Source organism: Kitasatospora sp. NPDC058965, assembly GCF_042741245.1.
Classification (GTDB): domain Bacteria; phylum Actinomycetota; class Actinomycetes; order Streptomycetales; family Streptomycetaceae; genus Kitasatospora.
Genome location: NZ_JBHYKG010000158.1, coordinates 1 through 19,613, shown reverse-complemented (window position 1 = coordinate 19,613; position 19,613 = coordinate 1). Strand labels below are relative to the sequence as shown.

General features: G+C 73.8%; 11 protein-coding genes. 9 read left to right on the top strand and 2 right to left on the bottom strand.

The genetic code is table 11. The features are described from left to right. The coding region (locus ACFW1A_RS24300; protein WP_380411547.1) for a tetratricopeptide repeat protein at positions 1-1,438 on the top strand (1,438 nt) is incomplete at its 5' end. A 43-nt stretch (positions 1,439-1,481) separates the two neighbouring features. On the opposite strand, the gene ACFW1A_RS24295 is transcribed toward ACFW1A_RS24300, so the two are convergent. Next, complete coding sequence (locus ACFW1A_RS24295; RefSeq protein WP_380411544.1) at positions 1,482-2,183, bottom strand: beta-ketoacyl-ACP reductase; 702 nt, start codon at positions 2,181-2,183, stop codon at positions 1,482-1,484. Between the two features lie 272 nt (positions 2,184-2,455). Between ACFW1A_RS24295 and ACFW1A_RS24290 the strand changes: the two genes are divergently transcribed. Continuing rightward, entirely contained in the window at positions 2,456-3,700 is a 1,245-nt protein-coding gene (locus tag ACFW1A_RS24290; RefSeq protein WP_380411542.1) for a helix-turn-helix domain-containing protein, read from the top strand. A 94-nt stretch (positions 3,701-3,794) separates the two neighbouring features. Here the strand turns inward: ACFW1A_RS24290 and ACFW1A_RS24285 are convergent, their stop codons facing one another. Continuing rightward, positions 3,795-4,739 (bottom strand): acyl-ACP desaturase, encoded by a 945-nt coding sequence (locus ACFW1A_RS24285; RefSeq protein ID WP_380411538.1) that lies wholly within the window; start codon positions 4,737-4,739, stop codon positions 3,795-3,797. A gap of 526 nt (positions 4,740-5,265) precedes the next feature. Between ACFW1A_RS24285 and fabI the strand changes: the two genes are divergently transcribed. The 7 genes from fabI to ACFW1A_RS24250 all read left to right on the top strand — a co-directional run bounded on the left by fabI (position 5,266) and on the right by ACFW1A_RS24250 (position 19,492). After that, entirely contained in the window at positions 5,266-6,030 is a 765-nt protein-coding gene (gene fabI, locus ACFW1A_RS24280; RefSeq protein WP_380411535.1) for an enoyl-ACP reductase FabI, read from the top strand. 545 nt (positions 6,031-6,575) lie between these two features. Then, positions 6,576-11,141, top strand: a complete 4,566-nt coding sequence (locus ACFW1A_RS24275) for an aminotransferase class I/II-fold pyridoxal phosphate-dependent enzyme (protein ID WP_380411532.1) — start codon at positions 6,576-6,578, stop codon at positions 11,139-11,141. A gap of 59 nt (positions 11,142-11,200) precedes the next feature. Continuing rightward, positions 11,201-13,450, top strand: coding sequence for an MMPL family transporter (locus ACFW1A_RS24270; RefSeq protein ID WP_380411529.1), 2,250 nt, complete (start codon positions 11,201-11,203; stop codon positions 13,448-13,450). A gap of 37 nt (positions 13,451-13,487) precedes the next feature. Then, positions 13,488-16,139, top strand: coding sequence for an aldehyde dehydrogenase family protein (locus ACFW1A_RS24265; RefSeq protein ID WP_380411527.1), 2,652 nt, complete (start codon positions 13,488-13,490; stop codon positions 16,137-16,139). Positions 16,140-16,141: 2 nt separating this feature from the next. Continuing rightward, entirely contained in the window at positions 16,142-17,899 is a 1,758-nt protein-coding gene (locus tag ACFW1A_RS24260; protein WP_380411524.1) for a thiamine pyrophosphate-binding protein, read from the top strand. A gap of 18 nt (positions 17,900-17,917) precedes the next feature. Then, entirely contained in the window at positions 17,918-19,174 is a 1,257-nt protein-coding gene (fabF, locus tag ACFW1A_RS24255) for a beta-ketoacyl-ACP synthase II (RefSeq protein ID WP_380411522.1), read from the top strand. Positions 19,175-19,243: 69 nt separating this feature from the next. Then, positions 19,244-19,492 carry an acyl carrier protein gene (locus tag ACFW1A_RS24250; protein WP_380411519.1) on the top strand — a complete coding sequence of 83 codons (249 nt, stop codon included), beginning with the start codon at positions 19,244-19,246 and terminating at the stop codon, positions 19,490-19,492. Positions 19,493-19,613: the final 121 nt, after the last annotated feature.

Sequence of the window (19,613 nt, the reverse complement as noted above, 5' to 3'; positions counted from 1 at the left end):
TAGCGGGCAGGCAGGTGACCTGGAGGGGGCGGTCGCGGCGACGGCCGAGCTGCTGGCGGACCGGGTGCGGGTGCTGGGCGCGGACCACCCCGACACCCTCAGTGCCCGCCACGAATGGGCCCGGTGGCAGGGGCGGGCCGGGAACGCGGCCGGCGCCGTCGCGGCGACGACCGAGCTGCTGGCGGACCGGGTGCGGGTGCTGGGCCCGGACCACCCCGACACCCTGAGCACCCGCCACGGCCTCGCCTGGTGGCGCGGGGAGGCGGGAGACGCCGCCGGGGCCGTGGCGGCGTTCGCGGACCTGCTCGCCGACCGGCAGCGGCTGCTCGGTCCCGACCACCCGCACACCCTGACCACCCGTCAGGAGCTCGGCCACTGGCAGGGCGAGGCGGGTGACACGGCCGGCGCCGTCGCCACCCTGGAAGTCCTGTTGCCCGACCACGAGCGGGTGCTGGGGCCGCAGCACCCGCGGACCCTCAGCACGCGCCAGGAGCTGGCGCACTGGCGGGGCGTCGGCGGCGACCGGACCGGCACCGTGGCCGCCCTGGCCCAGCTCGCCGCGGAACGCGCGCGGATCCTCGGACCCGACCACCCCGACAGCCTGACGGCCCGCAGCGACCACGCGTCCTGGCTGGTCGCCACCGGGGACCCGACCGGCGCGCTCGCGGCGGAGGCCGGCGTGCTGGCCGACGCGCTGCGCGTCCTGGGACCGGACCACCCCGACACGCTGGCCATCCGTGCCAACGCCGCCGCCACCACGGGCGTGGCGGGTGACCCGGCCGGTGCCCGGCGGGCGTACGGCGAGCTGCTCGCGGACCACCTGAGGATCCTGGGACCGCAGCACCCCGACACCCTCGGGATCCGTGCCAACGCCGCGCACTGGCGGGGCGTCGGCGGTGACCCGTCCGGCGCCGCCGCGGAGCTGGCCGAGCTCCTGGCCGACCGCACCCGGGTGCTGGGAGGCGACCACCCGCACACCCTGGCCACCCGCGGCCGGGCGGCCCACTGGACCGGCGTGGCCGGTGACCCGGGCCGGGCCGCGAGCCTGCTGGCCGACCTCCTCGCCGACCGCACCCGCCTGCTCGGCCCGGACCACCCCCACACCCTGGCCACCCGCGGCAACCTCGCCTACTGGCGCGGCGCCGCCGGCGACCCGGCCGGGGCGGCCGCCCTCTTCACCGCCCTGCTGGACGACGCGGTCCGGCTGCTGGGCGCCGACGCGCCGGACACCCTGGCCGTCCTCCACAACCTGGCCCACTGGCGCACCGCGGCCGGCGACCCGGTCGGCGCGAAGGCCGCAGCGACCCACCTGGCCGCCCTGCTCCCCGCCGTGGGCCCGCACGCCACGCACTCCATCACGATCGCGGGGAGCCTGACCCGGTGGACGGCCGACCAGGACTTGCCCGGTCGCGCCGGTGTGCCCCCCGCAATCCGGTGAGTCGACCCTGACACCGGCCGCGCGCCGTCGTCGGGCAGCGGGCTCAGTGCCCCATCGCCGCGCCGCCGTCGACGGGGAGGACGGCTCCGGTGATGAAGGCGGCCTCGGGGGAGGCGAGGAAGCGGACGGCCGCGGCGATCTCCTCGGGCCGGCCGAGGCGGCGCAGCGGGGTCTCCTCGATCAGCCCGGCCCGCTGCTCCTCGCTCAGCACCGAGATCATCGCGGTGTCGGTCAGGCCGGGGGCGACCACGTTCACCGTGATGCCGCGGGGGCCGAGTTCGCGGGCCAGCGAGCGGGCGAAGCCGATCAGGCCCGCCTTGGACGCGGCGTAGTTGGCCTGGCCGGCCTCGCCGCGCAGGGCGACCGCGGAGGAGATCACCACGATCCGCCCGCCGCGGGCCCGGAGCATGCCCTTCGCGGCGCGCTTCACCACCCGGAAGACGCCGGTGAGGTTGGTGTCCAGCACGCTGGTGAAGTCCTCCTCGGCCATCCGCAGCAGCAGCCGGTCCCGGGTCATGCCCGCATTGGCCACCAGCACCTCGACCGGACCGTGCGCCTGCTCGACCTGGGCGAAGGCCTTCTCGACCTGCTCGGGGTCGGTGACGTCGCACTGCACCGCCAGGAAGTCGGCGGGCGGGTCGGTGCGGTAGGTGACCGCGACCCGGTCGCCGGCCGCCGCGAGGCCGCGGGCGATCGCGAGTCCTATCCCCTTGTTGCCGCCGGTGACCAGAACGGATCGGGACACGCTGTTACCCCTCTTTCGTCCAGTTGCCGTCCGGTTCTTCGGACGTGTGCGCATCCTGCGCGACCGAGGCGGCGGGTACGGGTACCCCGGGAGGCCTTCAGGGGGCGCCGGGGTGCACCGTCGGTGGCTACCCTTGTGGCGCAAGGCAATTGGCCGAAATCGGCACCGGCGGTCGACTATCGGACGCTGGTGTTCCCCCTCCTACCCTCGGGTAGGCTTATTGGCACTGTGTCATCAACGGCATGATGGCCCGCGTTGATGATTGGAGTCGGGTGCTCGACCAGCCTGCGTTCGGACGGCGCCTGCGCTTCCTGCGCCGCCAACGCGAGATGTCCCAGACGGAATTGGCCGGTGGCGAGGTGTCGCCGAGCTACATTTCGCTGATCGAGTCCGGCCGCCGGATGCCGAGCGAGGAGATCGCGCAGACCATTGCCGAGCGGTTGGGCGTTTCGCTCGCCGAGTTCGGCGTGGTGGCGACCACGGATCCGGACGACCGCGCCGATCTGGTCCGCCGCCTGGTGGTCGCCCGCAGCGCCCGGGCCGAGGGCGGCCACCGGTTCGCCGTCCAGGAGCTGGCCGCCCTGGTCGAGGAGGCCGACGCGCTGGGTGAGGACGACGTCGCCTTCCAGGCCTGGTGGGAGTTGGCCGAGGCCTACGGCGAGCTGGACCGGCCGGTGGACCGGGACGCGGTGCTGCGCCGGTTGCTGGACGATCCGCTGACCAACAGCTCGGCCCCGCTGCGCGCCCGGGTGGCCGCGGCCATCTCCGAACTCGCGCACAGCCGTGGGCTGTTGGCCGAGGCGGTGCGGGCGGGGGAGCAGGCGGTCGCGGCGGCCGACCACCTCGACGCCGGCGCGCTGGAGTGGGGCCGGGCCCGGCTCGCGCTGGCCACGGCGCACACCGCGCGCGACGACCTGGACCGGGCGGGCGAGGCGCTGCAGGAGGTGTTGGCCCGGCTGGACGAGCTGCCGACCGATCGGCTGCGCGGGCTCGCCTGCTGGGCCGCCGGCGCGGTGCAGCTGGCGACGGGCCGACCCGGCGAGGCGCTGCCGCTGCTGGAGCGGGCGGCCCTGCTGCTGCCGGCCCGGGCCGGGCTGCGGCAGTCGGCCCGGCTCGGGCTGACCACCGTCCGGGCGAGGCTGGCCGCCGACCGGAGCACGGATGCGGCCGAGGACCTGCTGGGCCGGGTCCGGACCGCCTTCGCGCTGGTCGGCACCGAGGCCGACGGGATCCAACTGGCCGCGGTCGAGGCGGTGCTGCTGGCCCGCCGGGGTCGGCGGGAGGACGCGCTGGCCCGGGCGGCCGAGGTCCACCCGGCCCCGGGCCTGCCGCCGCACGAACTGGCCGAGTGCCTGCTCGCGGCCGCCGACGTGCAACTGGCGGGCGGGCGCCCGGAGGAGGCGGAGAAGTCCTGCCGGCAGGCCGCCGAGCTGTTCGACGAGACGGGTGCGCACCGCAGGGCCGCCCGGGCCTGGCGCACCCTGGTCGAGGTGATCGCCGCCCGGGAGGCCCAGTGACCGCGGGTCCGGTGACGGGAGGCCCGGTGGCCGCAAGGGCGGGCCGGAACATGACGCTCGGTGGCCGGTGCCGCGGGGAGCGGCACCGGCCGGATCACTCCGCGGCCTTGGCCTGCCGCGCCAACAGCCGCTCGCGCTGCTCGACGAACCGGTTGGCCTTCTCGTCCAGCAGGCCGAGGAACTCGGCCAGCTCCTCGCGGGCCTGCTCGCCCGCGCCGGACAGACCGGTCAGCTCGAACACCCGCCAGAACCGCAGCACCGGCATGACGACCTCGTCGTGGTGCAGCCGCAGGTCGTAGATGCCGGCCTTGGCGATCGCCACCGAGCTGCGGGCGAAGTCGGTCTCGCCGCTGCCGGGCATCTCGAAGCCGATCACCTCGTCCCGGATCGCCTGCATCGTCTCGTCCGGCTGCACCTCCAGCGCCGCCTTCAGCAGGTTGCGGTAGAAGACCATGTGCAGGTTCTCGTCGGTGGAGATCCGGGTGAGCAGCCGGTCGGCGACCGGGCAGCCGGTGGCCCGGCCGGTGTTGCGGTGCGAGACGCGGGTGGCCAACTCCTGGAAGGAGACGTACGCCAGGTCGTTCACCGCGGACTCGCTGCGGCTGGTGAACCCGGTCTGCATGTGCGCCATCCGGCGCTGCTCCAGCAGCACCGGGTCGACGCCGCGGGTGACCACGAGGTAGTCGCGCAGCGCGATGCTGTGCCGGGCCTCCTCGGCGGTCCACCGGTTGACCCACTCGGACCAGGCGCCGTCGCGGCCGAAGACGACGGCGATCTCGCGGTGGTACGAGGGCAGGTTGTCCTCGGTCAGCAGGTTGATGATCATCGAGGCCTTGGCCACCGGGTCGAGGCGCGAGTCCTCGGGCTTCCAGTCCTCGCCGCCGAGGAAGGCGAAGTCGCGGCCCTCGCTCCACGGCACGTAGTCGTGCGGCATCCAGTCCTTGGCGGCCGCCAGATGGCGTTCGAGATTGGTCTCGACCACTGATTCCAGTGAGTGCAGGAGTTCCAGGTCACGCGTGCGGACAGCTTCCGTGGTCATCCGTCCTCCGGGTAATGGAGTGCGCTGCTATTCAATGAGGGCGCGCGGCGGAGCCCATTTAAGCCACTGGATCCGGGATCCGGTGCACCGGTGTCCGATCTTGCCGTGCTGTTCACGACCCGTTCGTCCGGACGTCGCCGCCCATCGGGGCGGTGGGCGCCCGGCCGCCTTGCCTGATGGCGAATCATGCTGCTAGCTTGCAGCGGACTTGAGGATCGGCACGCGATCTGGGGATCGCACGAGAACTGCCCGTGGCGGCGGGCGAGTCACGTTCCACGCCGGTGATTGCCGATCCGTGAACGCCTGGCGCGTTCTTCCCGTGAGGCATGCCCTGCCCATTCACCGCGCGTTCCCGTCGACGATTCACGGGTAACCGACCATCGAACCGGCCGACCCCTTCCCGGGTTATTCCCTGCCGTTCGTCAGCGCGTTGTCGGCGGGTTCGAATTCGCGGGTCGGTCGAACACAAGTGATTCGTACGCGACCGGGGGGCACCCCGTCGACAGCGGTTGGGAATGGGGTATTCATGGGCATCCTGTCCGGCAAGCGGATCCTGGTCACGGGTGTGTTGACCAGCGACTCGATCGCCTTCCACGTGGCTCGGCTGGCGCAGCAGGAAGGCGCGGAGGTGGTCCTCACCGGCTTCGGGCGCCTCAGCCTGGTCGAGCGGATCGCCAAGCGGCTGCCGGGGCCGGCACCGGTGCTGGAGCTCGACGTCACCGACCAGGAGCAGCTCGACTCGCTGGCCGACCGGGTGCGCGAGCACGTGGACGGGCTGGACGGCGTGGTGCACGCGATCGGGTTCGCCCCGATCGAGGCGCTCGGCGGCAACTTCCTCCACACCGGTTGGGCGGACGTCTCGACCGCGCTGCACGTGTCCACCTACTCGATGAAGGCGCTGGCGATGGCCACGCTGCCGCTGATGCACGACGGCGGCTCGATCGTCGGGCTGGACTTCGACGCCACCGTCGCCTGGTCCTCCTACGACTGGATGGGTGTCGCGAAGGCGGGTCTGGAGTCCTGCTCGCGGTACCTGGCCCGGCACCTGGGCCCCAAGGGGATCCGGGTGAACCTGGTCGCGGCGGGTCCGCTGCGCACCATCGCGGCCAAGGGCATCCCCGGCTTCGAGGAGTTCGAGGCCACCTGGGACGCGCGCTCGCCGCTGGGTTGGAAGGCCGACGACATCGAGCCGGCCGCCCGCGCGGCCGTCGGGCTGCTCTCCGACTGGTTCCCGGCCACCACGGGCGAGATCGTGCACGCCGACGGCGGCTTCCACGCGATGGGCGACTGACGGACCGTCAGTCGACGGAGGGCGCGGCCGGCACCCCGGTCGGCCGTGCCCGGTTCGCGGCAACGGCGTCGGCGCAGAGCCATGACCGACGCACCGTCAGTCCGCCGGGCGGCGTCGTCCGACGCGCCCGTCGGGCACGAGCTGACTTCTGTCAGAGTCTGACGTTCCATCAACTGCGCTGCCGCCCGGCCCTCGTGGCCCGGTTGCGGCAGTGCCGGTCGGGCTGCGCGGCGCTCTGTCCGCACGTGCGTGCAGTGCAGTCAAGGGTTGTCACAAACCATTACGGTGAACAGCGTTCAACCCGCGTCGACCAGCGGCCGCAGTCACACGACGTTACGGCTAACAGTGGCCGACGACTGTGTGGAGAATCCAGCCAACTACCCCTTCTAGCAGGGGAAATGGCCTTCGTGCGTAGGCAGTCACGAATGTTGACTCCTCGCACAAGTGCATGACAGCCTTCGCAGCGGCCGGTGGTGAGCAAGACCCGGCACACCGGCGGAGCACGAGAGATCAACCGAAGCTGACACCGGACGGCGAGGTACCTGGTGCGTGACATCGCGATCGTAGGAATGGGCTGCCGCTTCCCAGGGGCACAGAACCTTCAGGAGTACTGGCGGCTGCTGCTCGGCGGACGCCGGCAGTTCCGCTCGGTGCCCGCGGACCGCTGGGACCACGCGGAGTTCTTCGACCCGGACGACAAGCGCGGCACCAAGGCCTCCTACACCGACCAGTTGGCGCTGATCGAGGGCGTCGACCAGTTCGACGCCGCGCACTTCCGGATGTCGCCGCGCCGGGTGCAGAACATGGACCCGCAGCACCGGCTGCTGCTCCAGGTCTCCCGCGAGGCGCTGCAGGACGCGGGCTGGGAGCGCCGCCCGTTCGACCGGGCGAGCACCGGGGTGTTCGTGGCGATGAGCAGCTCGGAGTACGCCGAGTACAGCCCGGACGTCAAGCAGATCCAGCCGTTCACCGTCCCGGGCCTGCTGCTGAACATGGCCGCGGCCACGGTCAGCCAGTACTACGACCTCGGCGGGCCCAGCTTCACGGTCGACGCCGCCTGCTCCTCCAGCCTGGTCGCCCTCTACGAGGCGGTCACCCACCTGCGGGCGGGGCACTGCCGCGAGGCCGTGGTCGGCGGCGCCTACCTGGCGCTGGCGCCCAACGGGCTGGTCGGCTTCGCGAAGGTCGGCGCGCTCTCGCAGGCCGGGGTGTGCCGGCCGTTCGACCACCGCGCCGACGGGTTCGTGCTGGGCGAGGGCATCGGGGTGATGGTGCTGCGGCCGCTGGACGAGGCGCTGGCCGCGGGCGACCGCGTCTACGCCGTGGTCCGCGGGATCGGCAGCTCCAACGACGGCACCACGGACGGCCCGATGACGCCCCGTCAGGAGGGCCAGGAGCTCGCACTGCGGCGGGCCTACGCCGACGCGCAGTGCACCCTGGACTCGGTCGGCTTCATCGAGGCGCACGGCACCGCCACGGTGGTCGGCGACCGGACCGAGCTGCAGGCCATCACCGCGGTGCGCACCGCCGACCGGTCGGACGGGCCCGACCGCGGGGCCTACCTGTCCTCGGTGAAGAGCATGATCGGGCACAGCCTCAGCGCGGCCGGCATGGCCAGCCTGATCAAGGGCGCCCTGGTGCTGCACCACGGCACCGTCGTGCCGCAGCCGCCCACCGAGGTGGATCCGGCGGCCGGGCTGGCCGAGGCGGGCCTGCGGATCGCGGGCGAGCCGGTGCCCTGGCCGGCCGACGGCGCACCGCGGCGGGTCGGGGTGAACGGCTTCGGCTTCGGCGGGACCAACGTGCACGTGGTGCTGCAGGACGCGCCGGCCGTGCCGAGCGCTCCCGCGCCGGCGCAGCGGCCCGAGCTGTTCCTGTTCTCGGCCGGCACGCCGGCCCTGCTGGCCGACCACATCGAGCGGCTGCTCGCCGAGCTCTCCGAGCAACCCGAAGCCACCGCCGAGGAGTTGGCCTACACGCTGGCGCAGCGCGAGCTGCTGCCGGCCCGCCTGGCGGTGGTCGCGGCCGGTCTCGACGAGCTGCGCGAGAAGCTGCTGCAGGCCCGGGAGCAGCTCGCCGCCGGCAAGCTGGGCGCGCTGGGCGCGGCCGGGTTCGCGGGCAAGTCCCCGCTCCCGCTCAAGAAGCGCGCGGTGGCCTTCCTCTTCCCCGGCCAGGGCAGCCAGCGGCCGGGCATGCTGGGAGACCTGTTCGACCGGTTCCCGACGGTGCGCGAGCGGGCCGAGGCGCTGGACGCGGTGTTGCGCGAGCAGGCCGGCTTCTCCGCGATCGAGGCGGTGTACGGGCCGTTCGCGACGACCGACGCGGGCCGCGCCCGGCTGACCGGCACGGATGTCTGCCAACCGGCACTGGGCCTTCTTGGGTTGTCAGTGGCGGACCTGGTCCGGCGCTGCGGGGTGCGGCCGGCGCTGGCGCTCGGACACAGCGTGGGGGAGTTCCCGGCCGCCGCGGTCGCCGGCGTGCTGGCCGCCGAGGAGGCGATCGGGCTGCTCGCCTCCCGGGGCCGCCGGATGCGGGCCGCCGAGGCCGGGGCCCGCGGCGGGATGCTGGCGGTCCGGGCCGGTGCCGAGCGGGTCGAGGAGCTGCTGCGCGGCGTCGACGGCGCCTGGTCGAGCTGCTTCAACCACCCCGACCAGACCGTGGTCAGCGGCACCGAGGAGGGGCTCGCCGAGACCGCGCGGCGCTGCGCCGCGGCCGGCGTCGGCGCCAAGCGGCTGGAGGTCTCCAACGCCTTCCACTCGCCGCTGCTCGCCGACACCCGGGAGGGGATCACCGAGGACCTCGCCGGCACCGGGCTCGCGGCGCCGGAACTGGCCTTCGTCTCCTCGGTGAGCGGCGCGGAGTGCGCCGACCCCGAGCGGATCCGCGCGCTGTGGGCGGAGCACGCGCTGGCCCCGGTGCGGTTCGCCGCCGCCGCGCAGGCCGCGCACCGGGCGGACGCCCGGATCTTCGTCCAACTCGCTGGCGGGCGCGGGCTGCTGTCCGCGGTCCGGGCCAACCTGCGGGAGCAGGAGGGGGTGCACTACGTCGCCCTGTCCGGCGACTCGCCCGACGACACCCGCACCTTCCTCGCCGGACTCGGCCAGCTGGCCGTGCTCGGGGTCCCGGTGGACCCGACGCCGCTGTTCGAGCGGGCGCCCCGGCTGCTGTCGCTGCCGCCGTCCCCGCTGCGCACCCGCCGCTACTGGGTCGCGGCGCAGGAGCCGAGCGAGCGGTTCGCCACCCGCGCGGCGCACGGCGGCGCGGCCCCGGCCGTGCCGGGCGCCGCACCGGACGCGGTGCCGAACGCCGCGCCGAACACCGCCGCGGCCGCCGTGCCGAACGCCGGGCAGCCCGTGCCGCTGTCCCAACCTCCCGTGAAGGAGAGCTTCGTGAACGAGGTCGTGTCCCTGATGCGCGAGCAGCTCGCGACCCTGCGCAGCCTCGGCGCCGCCGAGGAGGTCGGGCCGGCGCCGGTGCCGCCGGTGGAGGCGGTGCTGGTGGCCGCGCCCGCCCCGCAGCGGACCGTGCTGCCGGTGCTGCCCGGACCGGCGGCCGGGGCCGAGCGGCTCGCGGTGCGCGGCACGGTGCTGCAGCACATCTCCCGGATCAGCGCCTTCCCCGTCGACCAGCTGCACGAGGACAACCTGGTGGTCCAGGAGCTCGGCTTCGACTCGCTGATGCTGACCGAGCTGATGGCCTCGGTGCAGCGGACCTGGCCGCAGCTGACCGGCAGGCTGGCCGGCGGCGCCATCGCGCCCCGCCCGACCGTCCGGGAGGTGGTCGACGCGCTGACCGGGCTGCTGGGGATCGAGGCCGCGCCCGCCGCGGTGCCCGCGGTCGTCGAGCCCGCGCCGGTCGCGGTGTCGGTCGGCGTCGAGCCCGCGCCGGCCGTGCTGGTGGTGCCGCAGGACCGGATCGAGGACTTCCCCGAGGCGAAGGCGCTGGAGGCGCAGCTGGGCGAACCCGGCGCGCGCAACCCGTACTTCCTGCTGCACGAGGGCACCGCGACCGACCGCACCCGGGTCGAGGGCCGCGAGCTGGTCTGCTTCTCCAGCTACAACTACCTCGGCCTGTCCGGCCACCCGGCGATCAAGCAGGCGGTCACCGAGGCGCTGGACAGCTACGGCAGCTCGGTCTCGGCCAGCCGGTTCCTGTCCGGCGACCGGCCGCTGCACCGCGAGCTGGAGGCCGAACTCTCCGTGCTGCTCGGCACCGAGGACGCGATCGTGATGGTCAGCGGCCACGCCACCAACGTCTCGGTGATCGGTCACCTGCTCGGCCCCGGCGACCTGGTGGTGCACGACGAGCTGGCGCACGACAGCATCCTGCAGGGCTGCAAGCTCTCCGGCGCCCGGCGGCTCCCGTTCCCGCACAACGACATGGCGGCGCTGGACGCGCTGCTCACCAGGGCCCGGTCGCAGTACCGCCGCACCATGATCGTGGTGGAGGGCGTCTACAGCATGGACGGCGACCTGGTCGACCTGCCGAAGCTGATCGAGGTCAAGGAGAAGCACGGCGCGATCGTGCTGGTGGACGAGGCGCACAGCATCGGCACCGTCGGCAAGGGCGGCGGCGGGGTCGGCGAGTACTTCGGCGTGGACCGCTCGAAGATCGACCTGTGGTCCGGCACCCTCTCCAAGTCGCTCTCCAGCTGCGGCGGTTACGTCGGCGGCTCGGCGGCCGTGGTGCGCTACCTCAAGTACAGCGTGCCCGGCTTCGTCTACAGCGTCGGCATGACGCCGCCGAACACGGCGGCCGCGCTCGCCGCGATCCGCGCCATGCGCGACGAGCCGGAGCGGCTGGAGCGACTGCGCGGCAACGCCGAGCTGTTCCTCGCCGAGGCCCGCGCGGCCGGTCTGGACACCGGCCCGAGCGCCGACTCGCCCGTGGTGCCGTGCGTGGTCGGCGACTCCGAGATCACCCTCAAGCTGGCCGAGGTGCTCTTCGACCGGGGCATCAGCGTCAACCCGATCATGTACCCCGCGGTGCCGGAGTCCGAGGCCCGGCTGCGGTTCTTCGTCACCTCCGAGCACACCGCCGAGCAGATCCGCGGCACGGTCGCGGCCGTGGCCGAGGAGCTGGGGCGGCTGCGCGCCGCCGCCAACGGCTGACGATCCGCGCCCCGCCGACGCCCCGTCACCCACACCCGATCGATCAGGAGCTGGTTCCCTTGTCCCCAACGCCCGTGCCACCGGTCGCCGCCGCGGCGCCCCCCGGCCCGGCGGAGCCCGTCCGCCGCCTCCCGGCCGCGCTGCGCAGACCGCGCTGGGTGCTCTGGATCAGCGTGGTGTTCCTGGTGCTGACCGGGGTGCTGTCCGGCGGGGCGTCCGCGGCGATGAAGAACGGCGGGTTCGACGACCCGGCCTCCGACTCGGCGCAGGCGGCCAAGCTGCTGGCCGCCGAGTTCCCTTCCGGCCAGGCCAACCTGGTGCTGCTGGTGCAGGACCAGGGCGGCCGGGTGGACGACCCGCAGGTGGCCGAGACCGGCAAGCACCTGCTGGCCGTGCTGACCGCGGAGCCCGGCGTGCACGTGGTGGCGAGCTACTTCGACGGCGGCGACGCCGCGTTGCGCTCGACGGACGGGCACAGCGCGCTGACCACGGTGCGGGTCGGCGGCGACGAGGACGCGGTGGCCCGGACCACCACCCGGCTGCACGACGAACTGGTGCAGCGGGCCGGCCCGGTGACCGTCCGGTTCGGCGGCGTGGCGCAGGTGAACAACGACCTGACCCAGCAGACCGGCAACGACCTGGCGCTGTCCGAGGCGGTCGCGCTGCCGCTCACACTGATCCTGCTGTTCTTCGTCTTCCGCGGCGTGGTGGCCGCGCTGCTGCCGCTGTTCGTCGGGATGCTCTCGGTCTCCGGCTCGCTGGCGGTGCTCCACGGGATCGGCGAGGTCACCCCGGTCTCGGTCTTCGCGGTCAACCTGACCGCGGCCCTGGGGCTGGGCCTGGCCGTCGACTACAGCCTGCTGATCGTCTCCCGCTACCGGGAGGAGCGCGAGCGCGGCCTGCCCGGTCCGCAGGCCCTGGCGGTCACCCTGCGCACCGCCGGGCGGACCGTGGTGTTCAGCGGCGCGATCGTCGCGGCGGTGCTCAGCACGCTGCTGGTGTTCAAGCAGTACTTCCTCAGCTCCTTCGCCTACGCCGGCGTCGCGGTGGTGGTGATCACCGTGCTCTGCGCGCTGCTCCCGCTGCCCGCCGCGCTGCTGCTGGTCGGCGACCGGATCGACAGCTGGGCGTTCGGCAAGCGCGGCCGGCGCGAGACCGGCGCGCAGGGCGGGCCGACGCCGCCCGGGGACCGGCTCTGGGGCCGGATCGCCGGAGCCGTGATGCACCGCCCGGTGGTGGCCGGGGCCCTGGTGGTCGCGCTGCTGGTGGCCCTCGCCTGGCCGCTGACCGACGCGCAGTTCGGCGTGCCGGACGAGCGGGCGCTGCCCAAGGGCTCGGAGAGCCGGGTGGTGGCCGACGCGGTGCGCGGCCAGTTCCCGGGCGACGACGAGGGCGCGCTCACCCTGATCAGCCAGGACTGGCCGACCGGCGCCGACCTGTCGGACTACGCGGCGCGGCTGTCCGCCGTCCCGCACATCACCGCGGTGACCAGTGCGGCCGGGCGGTTCGAGCAGGGCCGGCCGGTGGGCGACCCGGGCCCGCTGCCCGGCTTCGGCGCCGGCCCGGCGACCCTGCTGCTGGTCGACGACGACGTGGTGCCCTACTCCGCGGACGGCGAGCAACTGGTCCGCGCCGTCCGGGCGGTCGCCGTCCCCGGCGGCCACCGGGTGCTGGTCGGCGGCCCGTCCGCCCAGTTCCTCGACGTCACCGCCTCGATCGGCGACCGGCTGCCGCTCGGCATCGGCCTGGCCACGCTGCTCACCCTGGTGCTGCTGGCCGTCGCGACCGGCAGCGTGCTGCTGCCGGTCAAGGCGGTGCTGTTCAACGCGCTGGGCCTGGGCGCGGTCCTGGGCGCGGTCGTCTGGGTCTTCCAGCACGGCCACCTGGCCGACCTGTTCGGCGTCACCCCGGCACCGATCGCGGTGACCATCCCGGTGCTGCTGCTCTGCATCGCCTACGCGCTCTCGATGGACTACGAGATGTTCGTGCTGTCCCGGATCAAGGAGCGCTGGACCGCCACCGGCGACCCGGTCGCCTCGGTGCGGGACGGACTCGGCGGCAGCGGGCCGATCATCACCGCGGCCGCGGCGATCCTGGCGGTCTCCTTCTTCTCGACGGCGATCTCCGGGGTGTCGCTGGCGAAGCTCTTCGGCCTCGGCACCGGCCTGGCGGTGATCCTCGACGCGGTGGTCATCCGCGGCGTGCTGGTGCCGGCCTTCCTCAAGCTGTTCGGGTCCGCCGCCTGGTGGGCGCCGGGACCGATGAAGCGCCTGACCGACCGGATATCCGGTGCGGTCGGCGAGCACTGACGCGGGTTCAGTTCAGAACGACGACGACGGAGGAGAGATGGTGGGAGTTCCCCAGGCGACCCTGGTCACCGGAACCGGCGTGCGGACGGCCGACGAGCTGGCCCGGGAGGCACTGAGACTCGCGGCCGAACTGCGGCGCACCGGCGTGAGAAGCGGCGAACGGGTGCTGCTGAAGGCCGACAACTCGCCCTCGATGGTGATCGCGCTGCTCGCCCTGATGCACCTGGACGTGTCCATCGTGCTGCTGGACGACCGGCAGACCGGTCGGGAGTGCGCACGGGTGGCCCGGCTGACCCGGGCGCCGTGGGCGGTCTCGCAGCGGGCCGAGGAGATCGCCGACCAGGTGCGGACCGTCCCGTTCGACGTCGCCGCCGGGCCGTCGGACGCGCCGGTCGACGAGGCACTTGACTTCGCCGCCTGGGAGCGGCGCGAGGACGCGCTGATCACCTGGTCGTCCGGCTCGACCGGGCTGCCGAAGGGCATCGTCCGCTCCGGGCGGGCGCTGCTCGACGACCTGTCCCGCTCCCGGGAGCGGATGGGCTACCAGGCCGACGACGTGCTGCTGCCGCTGGTGCCGTTCTCGCACTTCTACGGCCTGACCCTGGTGCTGATGTGGTGGCAGCTCGGCTGCACGCTGATCGTCACCCCGACCAACCGGCTCGACCAGGCGCTGAAGATCGGCTCGGAGGCCGGCGCGACGATCGTCGACGCCACCCCCTCCACCCTGCACAGCATCCTGAACCTGACCGAGCGCCGCCCGCAGCTGCTGGTCGAGCTGGTCACGGTGCGGATGTGGTGCGTCGGCGGTGCGCCGATGAGCAGCACGGTGGCCGCCCGGTTCGCCGCCACCTTCGGGCTGCCGGTGCTGGACGGCTACGGCAGCAACGAGGCCGGCAACGTCGCACTGGCCAGCCTGGACAACCCCGACGGCTGCGGCCGCCCGCTGGACGGCGTCGAGGTCACCATCGTCGACGCGGACGGCAGCCCCGTCACGGTCGGCTCCACCGGCGAGATCATCGTGCGCAGCCCCGCCATGATGGTCGGCTACCTGGCCGAGGACGGCAGCGTGGCACCGCTGGAGTCGCCGGAGTACCACACCCAGGACCTCGGGTACTGGGACACCAAGGGCAACCTGTACGTGGTCGGCCGCAAGTACGCCGTGCACCGGCTGGGCCACACCCTCTACCCGGAGTCGATCGAGCGCCGGGCCGAGGCCTGCGGCCGCCCGGTGAAGATCGTCGCGCTGGACGACGAGCGGCGCGGCTGCCAGCTGGTCTTCGTGGTGGCGGACCCCGACCGCGCCACCGCGCAGCTGTGGCGGCGCGAGATCGACGCCCTGCTGCCCTCCTACGAGCAGCCCAACAAGGTGCTGGTGGTCGACCAGTTCCCGCTGAACGCCAACGGCAAGCCGGACATGGCCGAGCTGCGCCGCCAGGCCCGCGACGCGCTCGGCGACAAGGCGGCCCGCGCGGTGGTGCCGGTCTCCAGCCTGGCCGCCGCCGACGTGCCGCTGCCCGACCGGCTGCGCGCCTTCGAGGACCTGGTCGCCTTCCTGCGCGAGCAGCCGGAGGCGGTGGCCGAGATCCTCACCGAGATCTCGGTCCGCAAGGCGGTCAACGAGGAGATCGAGGCCTCGATCACCACCCTGGAGGGCGCGGTCGACGAGATCCGGCGCTACCGGCCCAAGCGGGTCGCCCGGCTGGCCGGCTTCATGTCCTCCAACGTGCTGCTCTACTCCTACGTGCTGCACGCGGTGGTGCCCTCGCTCTTCGTCGAGCGGATCGCGCTGCGCCCCTCCCGCCAGGTGGCCGCGCAGTCGCACCGGCTGCACCAGCTGCTCGCCCCGGTGCACGGCCTGCCGATCGAGATGTCGGCGCTGAACCAGCGCCAGTTCGTCGACGGCCCGGCCGCCGAGGCCAACGTGGTGGTGTTCACCGGCGCCTACACCAACGCCGAGGAGCTGCGCGGCAAGCTCCGCCGGGACCAGCTGATGCTCTTCTTCGGCCAGGGCATCAACCCGTTCGTGGTCGGCCCGGAGGCCGACGGCGACCGGGCGATCGACGACGCGATCCGGATCCGGCTGCTCAACTCCGGCCAGGACTGCTTCGGTCCGGACGTGTTCTTCGTCCACTCCTCGATGCAGGAACGGTTCATCGGCGGCCTGATCAAGCGGCTGGCCGAGCAGCGAGAGGGGGACTACGGCGACCCGGACGCCGACTACGGCGCGGTCTACTACGACTCCGCGATCCGCTCCACCACCGAGTTCGTGCTGCGCAACCGCGCGTACGTGGTGCACGGCGGCGACGTCGACTTCCGCACCGGCCTGGTCCGCCCGATGGTGTTCGTCCGCGACATCGAGGACCAGCTGGACATCAGCGAGTTCTTCTCGCCGCTGTTCAACGTCGTGGTCTACGACGACCCGCAGCGGATGGAGAGCGTGCTGTTCTCGCCGTACTTCGCCGAGCGCTCGATGGGCGCGATGGTCTACGGGACCGAGGACGCGCTGGCCGAGAAGCTGCGCGACCGGCACACCGTGGCCGTCAACCGCACGCTGCTGGACGTCGACAACGGCAACAGCCCGTTCGGCGGCCGCGGCGTGATGGCCAACTACGCCGCCTACAACGGCAAGCGCACCGCCGAGCCGCTGCTGGTGTCCAAGACCGTCGCCCAGTACGGAATCGGAGTCTGACCGTGGAGACCACCTACCCCAGCCCCTGGCACGCCGTGGTGGACGCCCTGGTGCACCGTCAGGTCGAGGTCGTGTTCGGCCTGCCCGGCGACGACCTCGGCGCGCTGCACGCGCTGGAGGGCGCGCCGGTGCGGATGCTGCTCTGCCGCGACCAGCGCAGCGCGCTGTTCCTGGCCACCGGCTACGCGCTGCAGGCCGGGCGCCCCGGCGTCTGCGTGATCGGCAAGGGCCCGGCCGTGGCCAACGCCGTCACCGGCCTGCTGGAGGCGCACACGGCGGGGGTCCCGCTGGTGGTGCTGGCGGGCGGCACCGCGGCCAACCGCCGCGACTCCGGCGCCTTCCAGGAGCTCGACCAGCTGTCGCTGGTGCGTCCGCTGGTCAAGTGGGCGGCCCGGGTCGACCACCCCGACCGGCTGGTGCCGGTGCTGGACAAGGCGTTCCTGCTGGCCGCCACCGGCGCGCCCGGCCCGGTCTACGTCGAGCTGCCGGACGACCTGCTGGACCTGGCCGTGGTCCGCAGCCGGCCGTGGGCCGAGGCCCCCGAGCCGGCGGTGGGCGTGGCGGAGCACACCAGCTCGCGGGCGCTGGAGCTGATCGGGGGCGCCCGGCGGCCGGTGATCCTGGTCGGCGGCGGGATGCGCGGCCGGGACGCCGGTCGGCGGATCGAGGCGCTGGCCGACCGGATCGGCGCGGCGGTGTTCGCCACTGCCTCCGGGCGCGGCGTGGTCGACGAGCGGCACCCGGCCTTCGGCGGGCTGTCCGGCCTCTACTCGCCGGCCGAGCTGGCCCCGGTCTGGGAGGGCGCCGACCTGCTGATCACGCTGGGCAGCCGGCTGGAGGAGACCGCGACCTACCACGCCTTCGTCGGCGCCGGCGTGCCGGTGCTGCAGGTAAACATCGACGCGGCCGGCGTCTCCACCGAGTACCCGGGCCCGATCGTGCTCGGCGAGGGCGCGGCCGTGGTGGCGCACTGGCTGCGGGCGCTCGGCCCGCGCCCGGAGGACGCCGACTCCGAGTGGCCGGCCACCGTCTTCGAGTGCCGCACCGCCGCGCACGACGCGGTGGACGCCCGGCTCGCCGAGATGGCCGCCTCCGACGCCGTGCACGTGGCCGAGGTGCTGGTCGCCCTGGACCGGGTCGCGCCGGCGGACCGGATCCTGGTCCAGGAGAACGGCCTGCAGGACATGTGGTCCTACTTCTTCCCGCACTGGACCTGCGGCGCCGAGGCCGGCTCGGTGGTCCCGTCGGAGCAGACCACGCTCGGCTTCGGCACCGCCGCCGCCGGTGGCGTCAAGCTCGCCGCCCCGGACCGGCCGGTGATCGCCTTCGTCGGCGACGGCGCCTTCGCCATGGTCGCCAACGAGGTGGCGACGCTGGCCGAGGAGGGCGTCGGCGTCACCTACGTGGTGCTGCGCAACGAGGGCTACGGCTGGCTGCAGTGCCAGCTGGACCAGCACGGCACCGAGGCCAGCCGGTTCCGGTTCCTGCAGGAGGCGGGCCGCGGCGGGGAGGCGGGCCGGGCGCTGCTGGTCCACCCCGCGGTGTGGCACGCGGTGGTGCGGGACAAGGCCACGCTGGTCGACCTGCTCGGCGAGGCGCTGCTGCACAGCGCCAAGGGGCAGGTCGCGGTCCTGGAGGTCCCGGTCACCATCGCCGACGCCCCGCCCGGCATCACCGAGCTCGACGGCGACTTCCCCGGCGCCGCCCACGAAGCCAAGACCCCCGACCCCTCGGCAGCCACCGCTGCCACCGAGCACTGAAGAACGGAGTCCTACCTGATGAGCAGTGAGTACGCGCCGCGGCGCCGGGTGGTCATCACCGGAACCGGGGTGATCTCGCCGATCGGCCTGAGCACCGCCACCTTCTGGGAGTCGCTGCTGGCCGGCCGCAGCGGCATCCGCCGGATCGAGAACTTCGAGGTGTCCGACCTGCCGACGCAGATCGCGGCCCAGGTCCGGGACTTCGACCCGGAGCAGTTCATGCCGCGCAAGGTGTGGCGGCGGATCGACCCGTTCGCGCAGTACGCGATGGCGGCGGCGGTCGAGGCGGTGGAGGCCGCGAAGATCGAGTTCGACGAGGAGCTGGCCCCCCGGGTCGGCGTGCAGATCGGCTCCGGGTACGGCGCCAGCACCGTGCAGCAGCAGGTGACCCTGGGCCTGGAGGCGAAGGGCGCCCGCAGCATCGGCCCGTTCACCTCGGCGGCCTCGGCGATCGACAACGCGGCCGGCGAGGTGGCCATCCGGTTCGGCGCCAAGGGCCCGTCCGGCGCGATCAGCACCGCCTGCGCCAGCGGCACCTCGGCGATCGGCGAGGCGATGCGCTGGATCCAGTACGGCGCCTGCGACGTGGTGCTGGCCGGCGGCTCCGACGACTCGGTGACCCGCTCCGACATCGCCTCGGCCTGCTCGGCCCGGGCGCTGTCGCGCCGCAACGACGACCCCGAGCACGCCTGCCGCCCCTTCGACAAGGAGCGCGACGGCTTCATCATGGCCGCCGGCGCCGGCGTGCTGGTGCTGGAGGAGGCCGAGCGGGCGATGCGGCGCGGCGCGCCGATCCTGGCCGAGCTGGTCGGCTACGGCGCCAGCACCGACGCCTACCACCCGACCGCCCCGCACCCGGAGGGCGCCGGCGCCCAGCAGGCGCTGCGCGCCGCGCTGGCCGACGCCCGGATCGACCCGTCCGAGGTCGACTACATCAACGCGCACGGCACCAGCACCAAGCTGAACGACCGGATCGAGACCCTGGCGATCCGCCAGGTCTTCGGCGACCACGCCACCCGGGTGCCGATCAGCTCCACCAAGTCGATGACCGGTCACATGATCGGCGCGGCCGGCGCGGTGGAGGCCATCGCGGCCGTGCACGCGATCCGCGACGGCGTGGTGCCGCCGACCGTCAACTGCTTCGACCCGGAGGACACCGAGGTCAACTACGTGCCCCACACCGCGCAGGAGCACAAGGTCGACATCGCGATGAGCAACTCCTTCGGGTTCGCCGGCCACAACGCCGTGGCCGTCGTCCGGGCCTGGAAGCCCTGACCCGGACCCCGCCGACCGACCCGCCCGCACCACCGCACCACCGCATCCACCAGCGAAAGGAACACGCACATGAACGAGGAAGAGATCCGCGAGGGCCTGGCCGCCATCCTGCAGGAGGTGGCCGGCACCGACCCGGCCGAGGTCGAGATGGACAAGTCGTTCGTCAACGACCTGGACGTCGACTCGCTGCTGCTGGTCGAGGTCGTCGTCGCCGCCGAGGAGCGCTTCGCGATCAGCATCGCCGAGGACGAGCTGAAGGAGGGCAGCACCGTCGGTGACCTGGTGCGCGCCATCGGGGGCGTGCTCGCCGCCGCGTGACCGCGCCGGGGGGGGGGGGCCCGCCCCCGCCGGCCCCCCCCCCCCCCCCCCCCCCCCCCCCCCCCCCCCCCCCCCCCCCCAACAGGGGGGAGTAGACGCCCCCCACCAAAACAACCGCCCC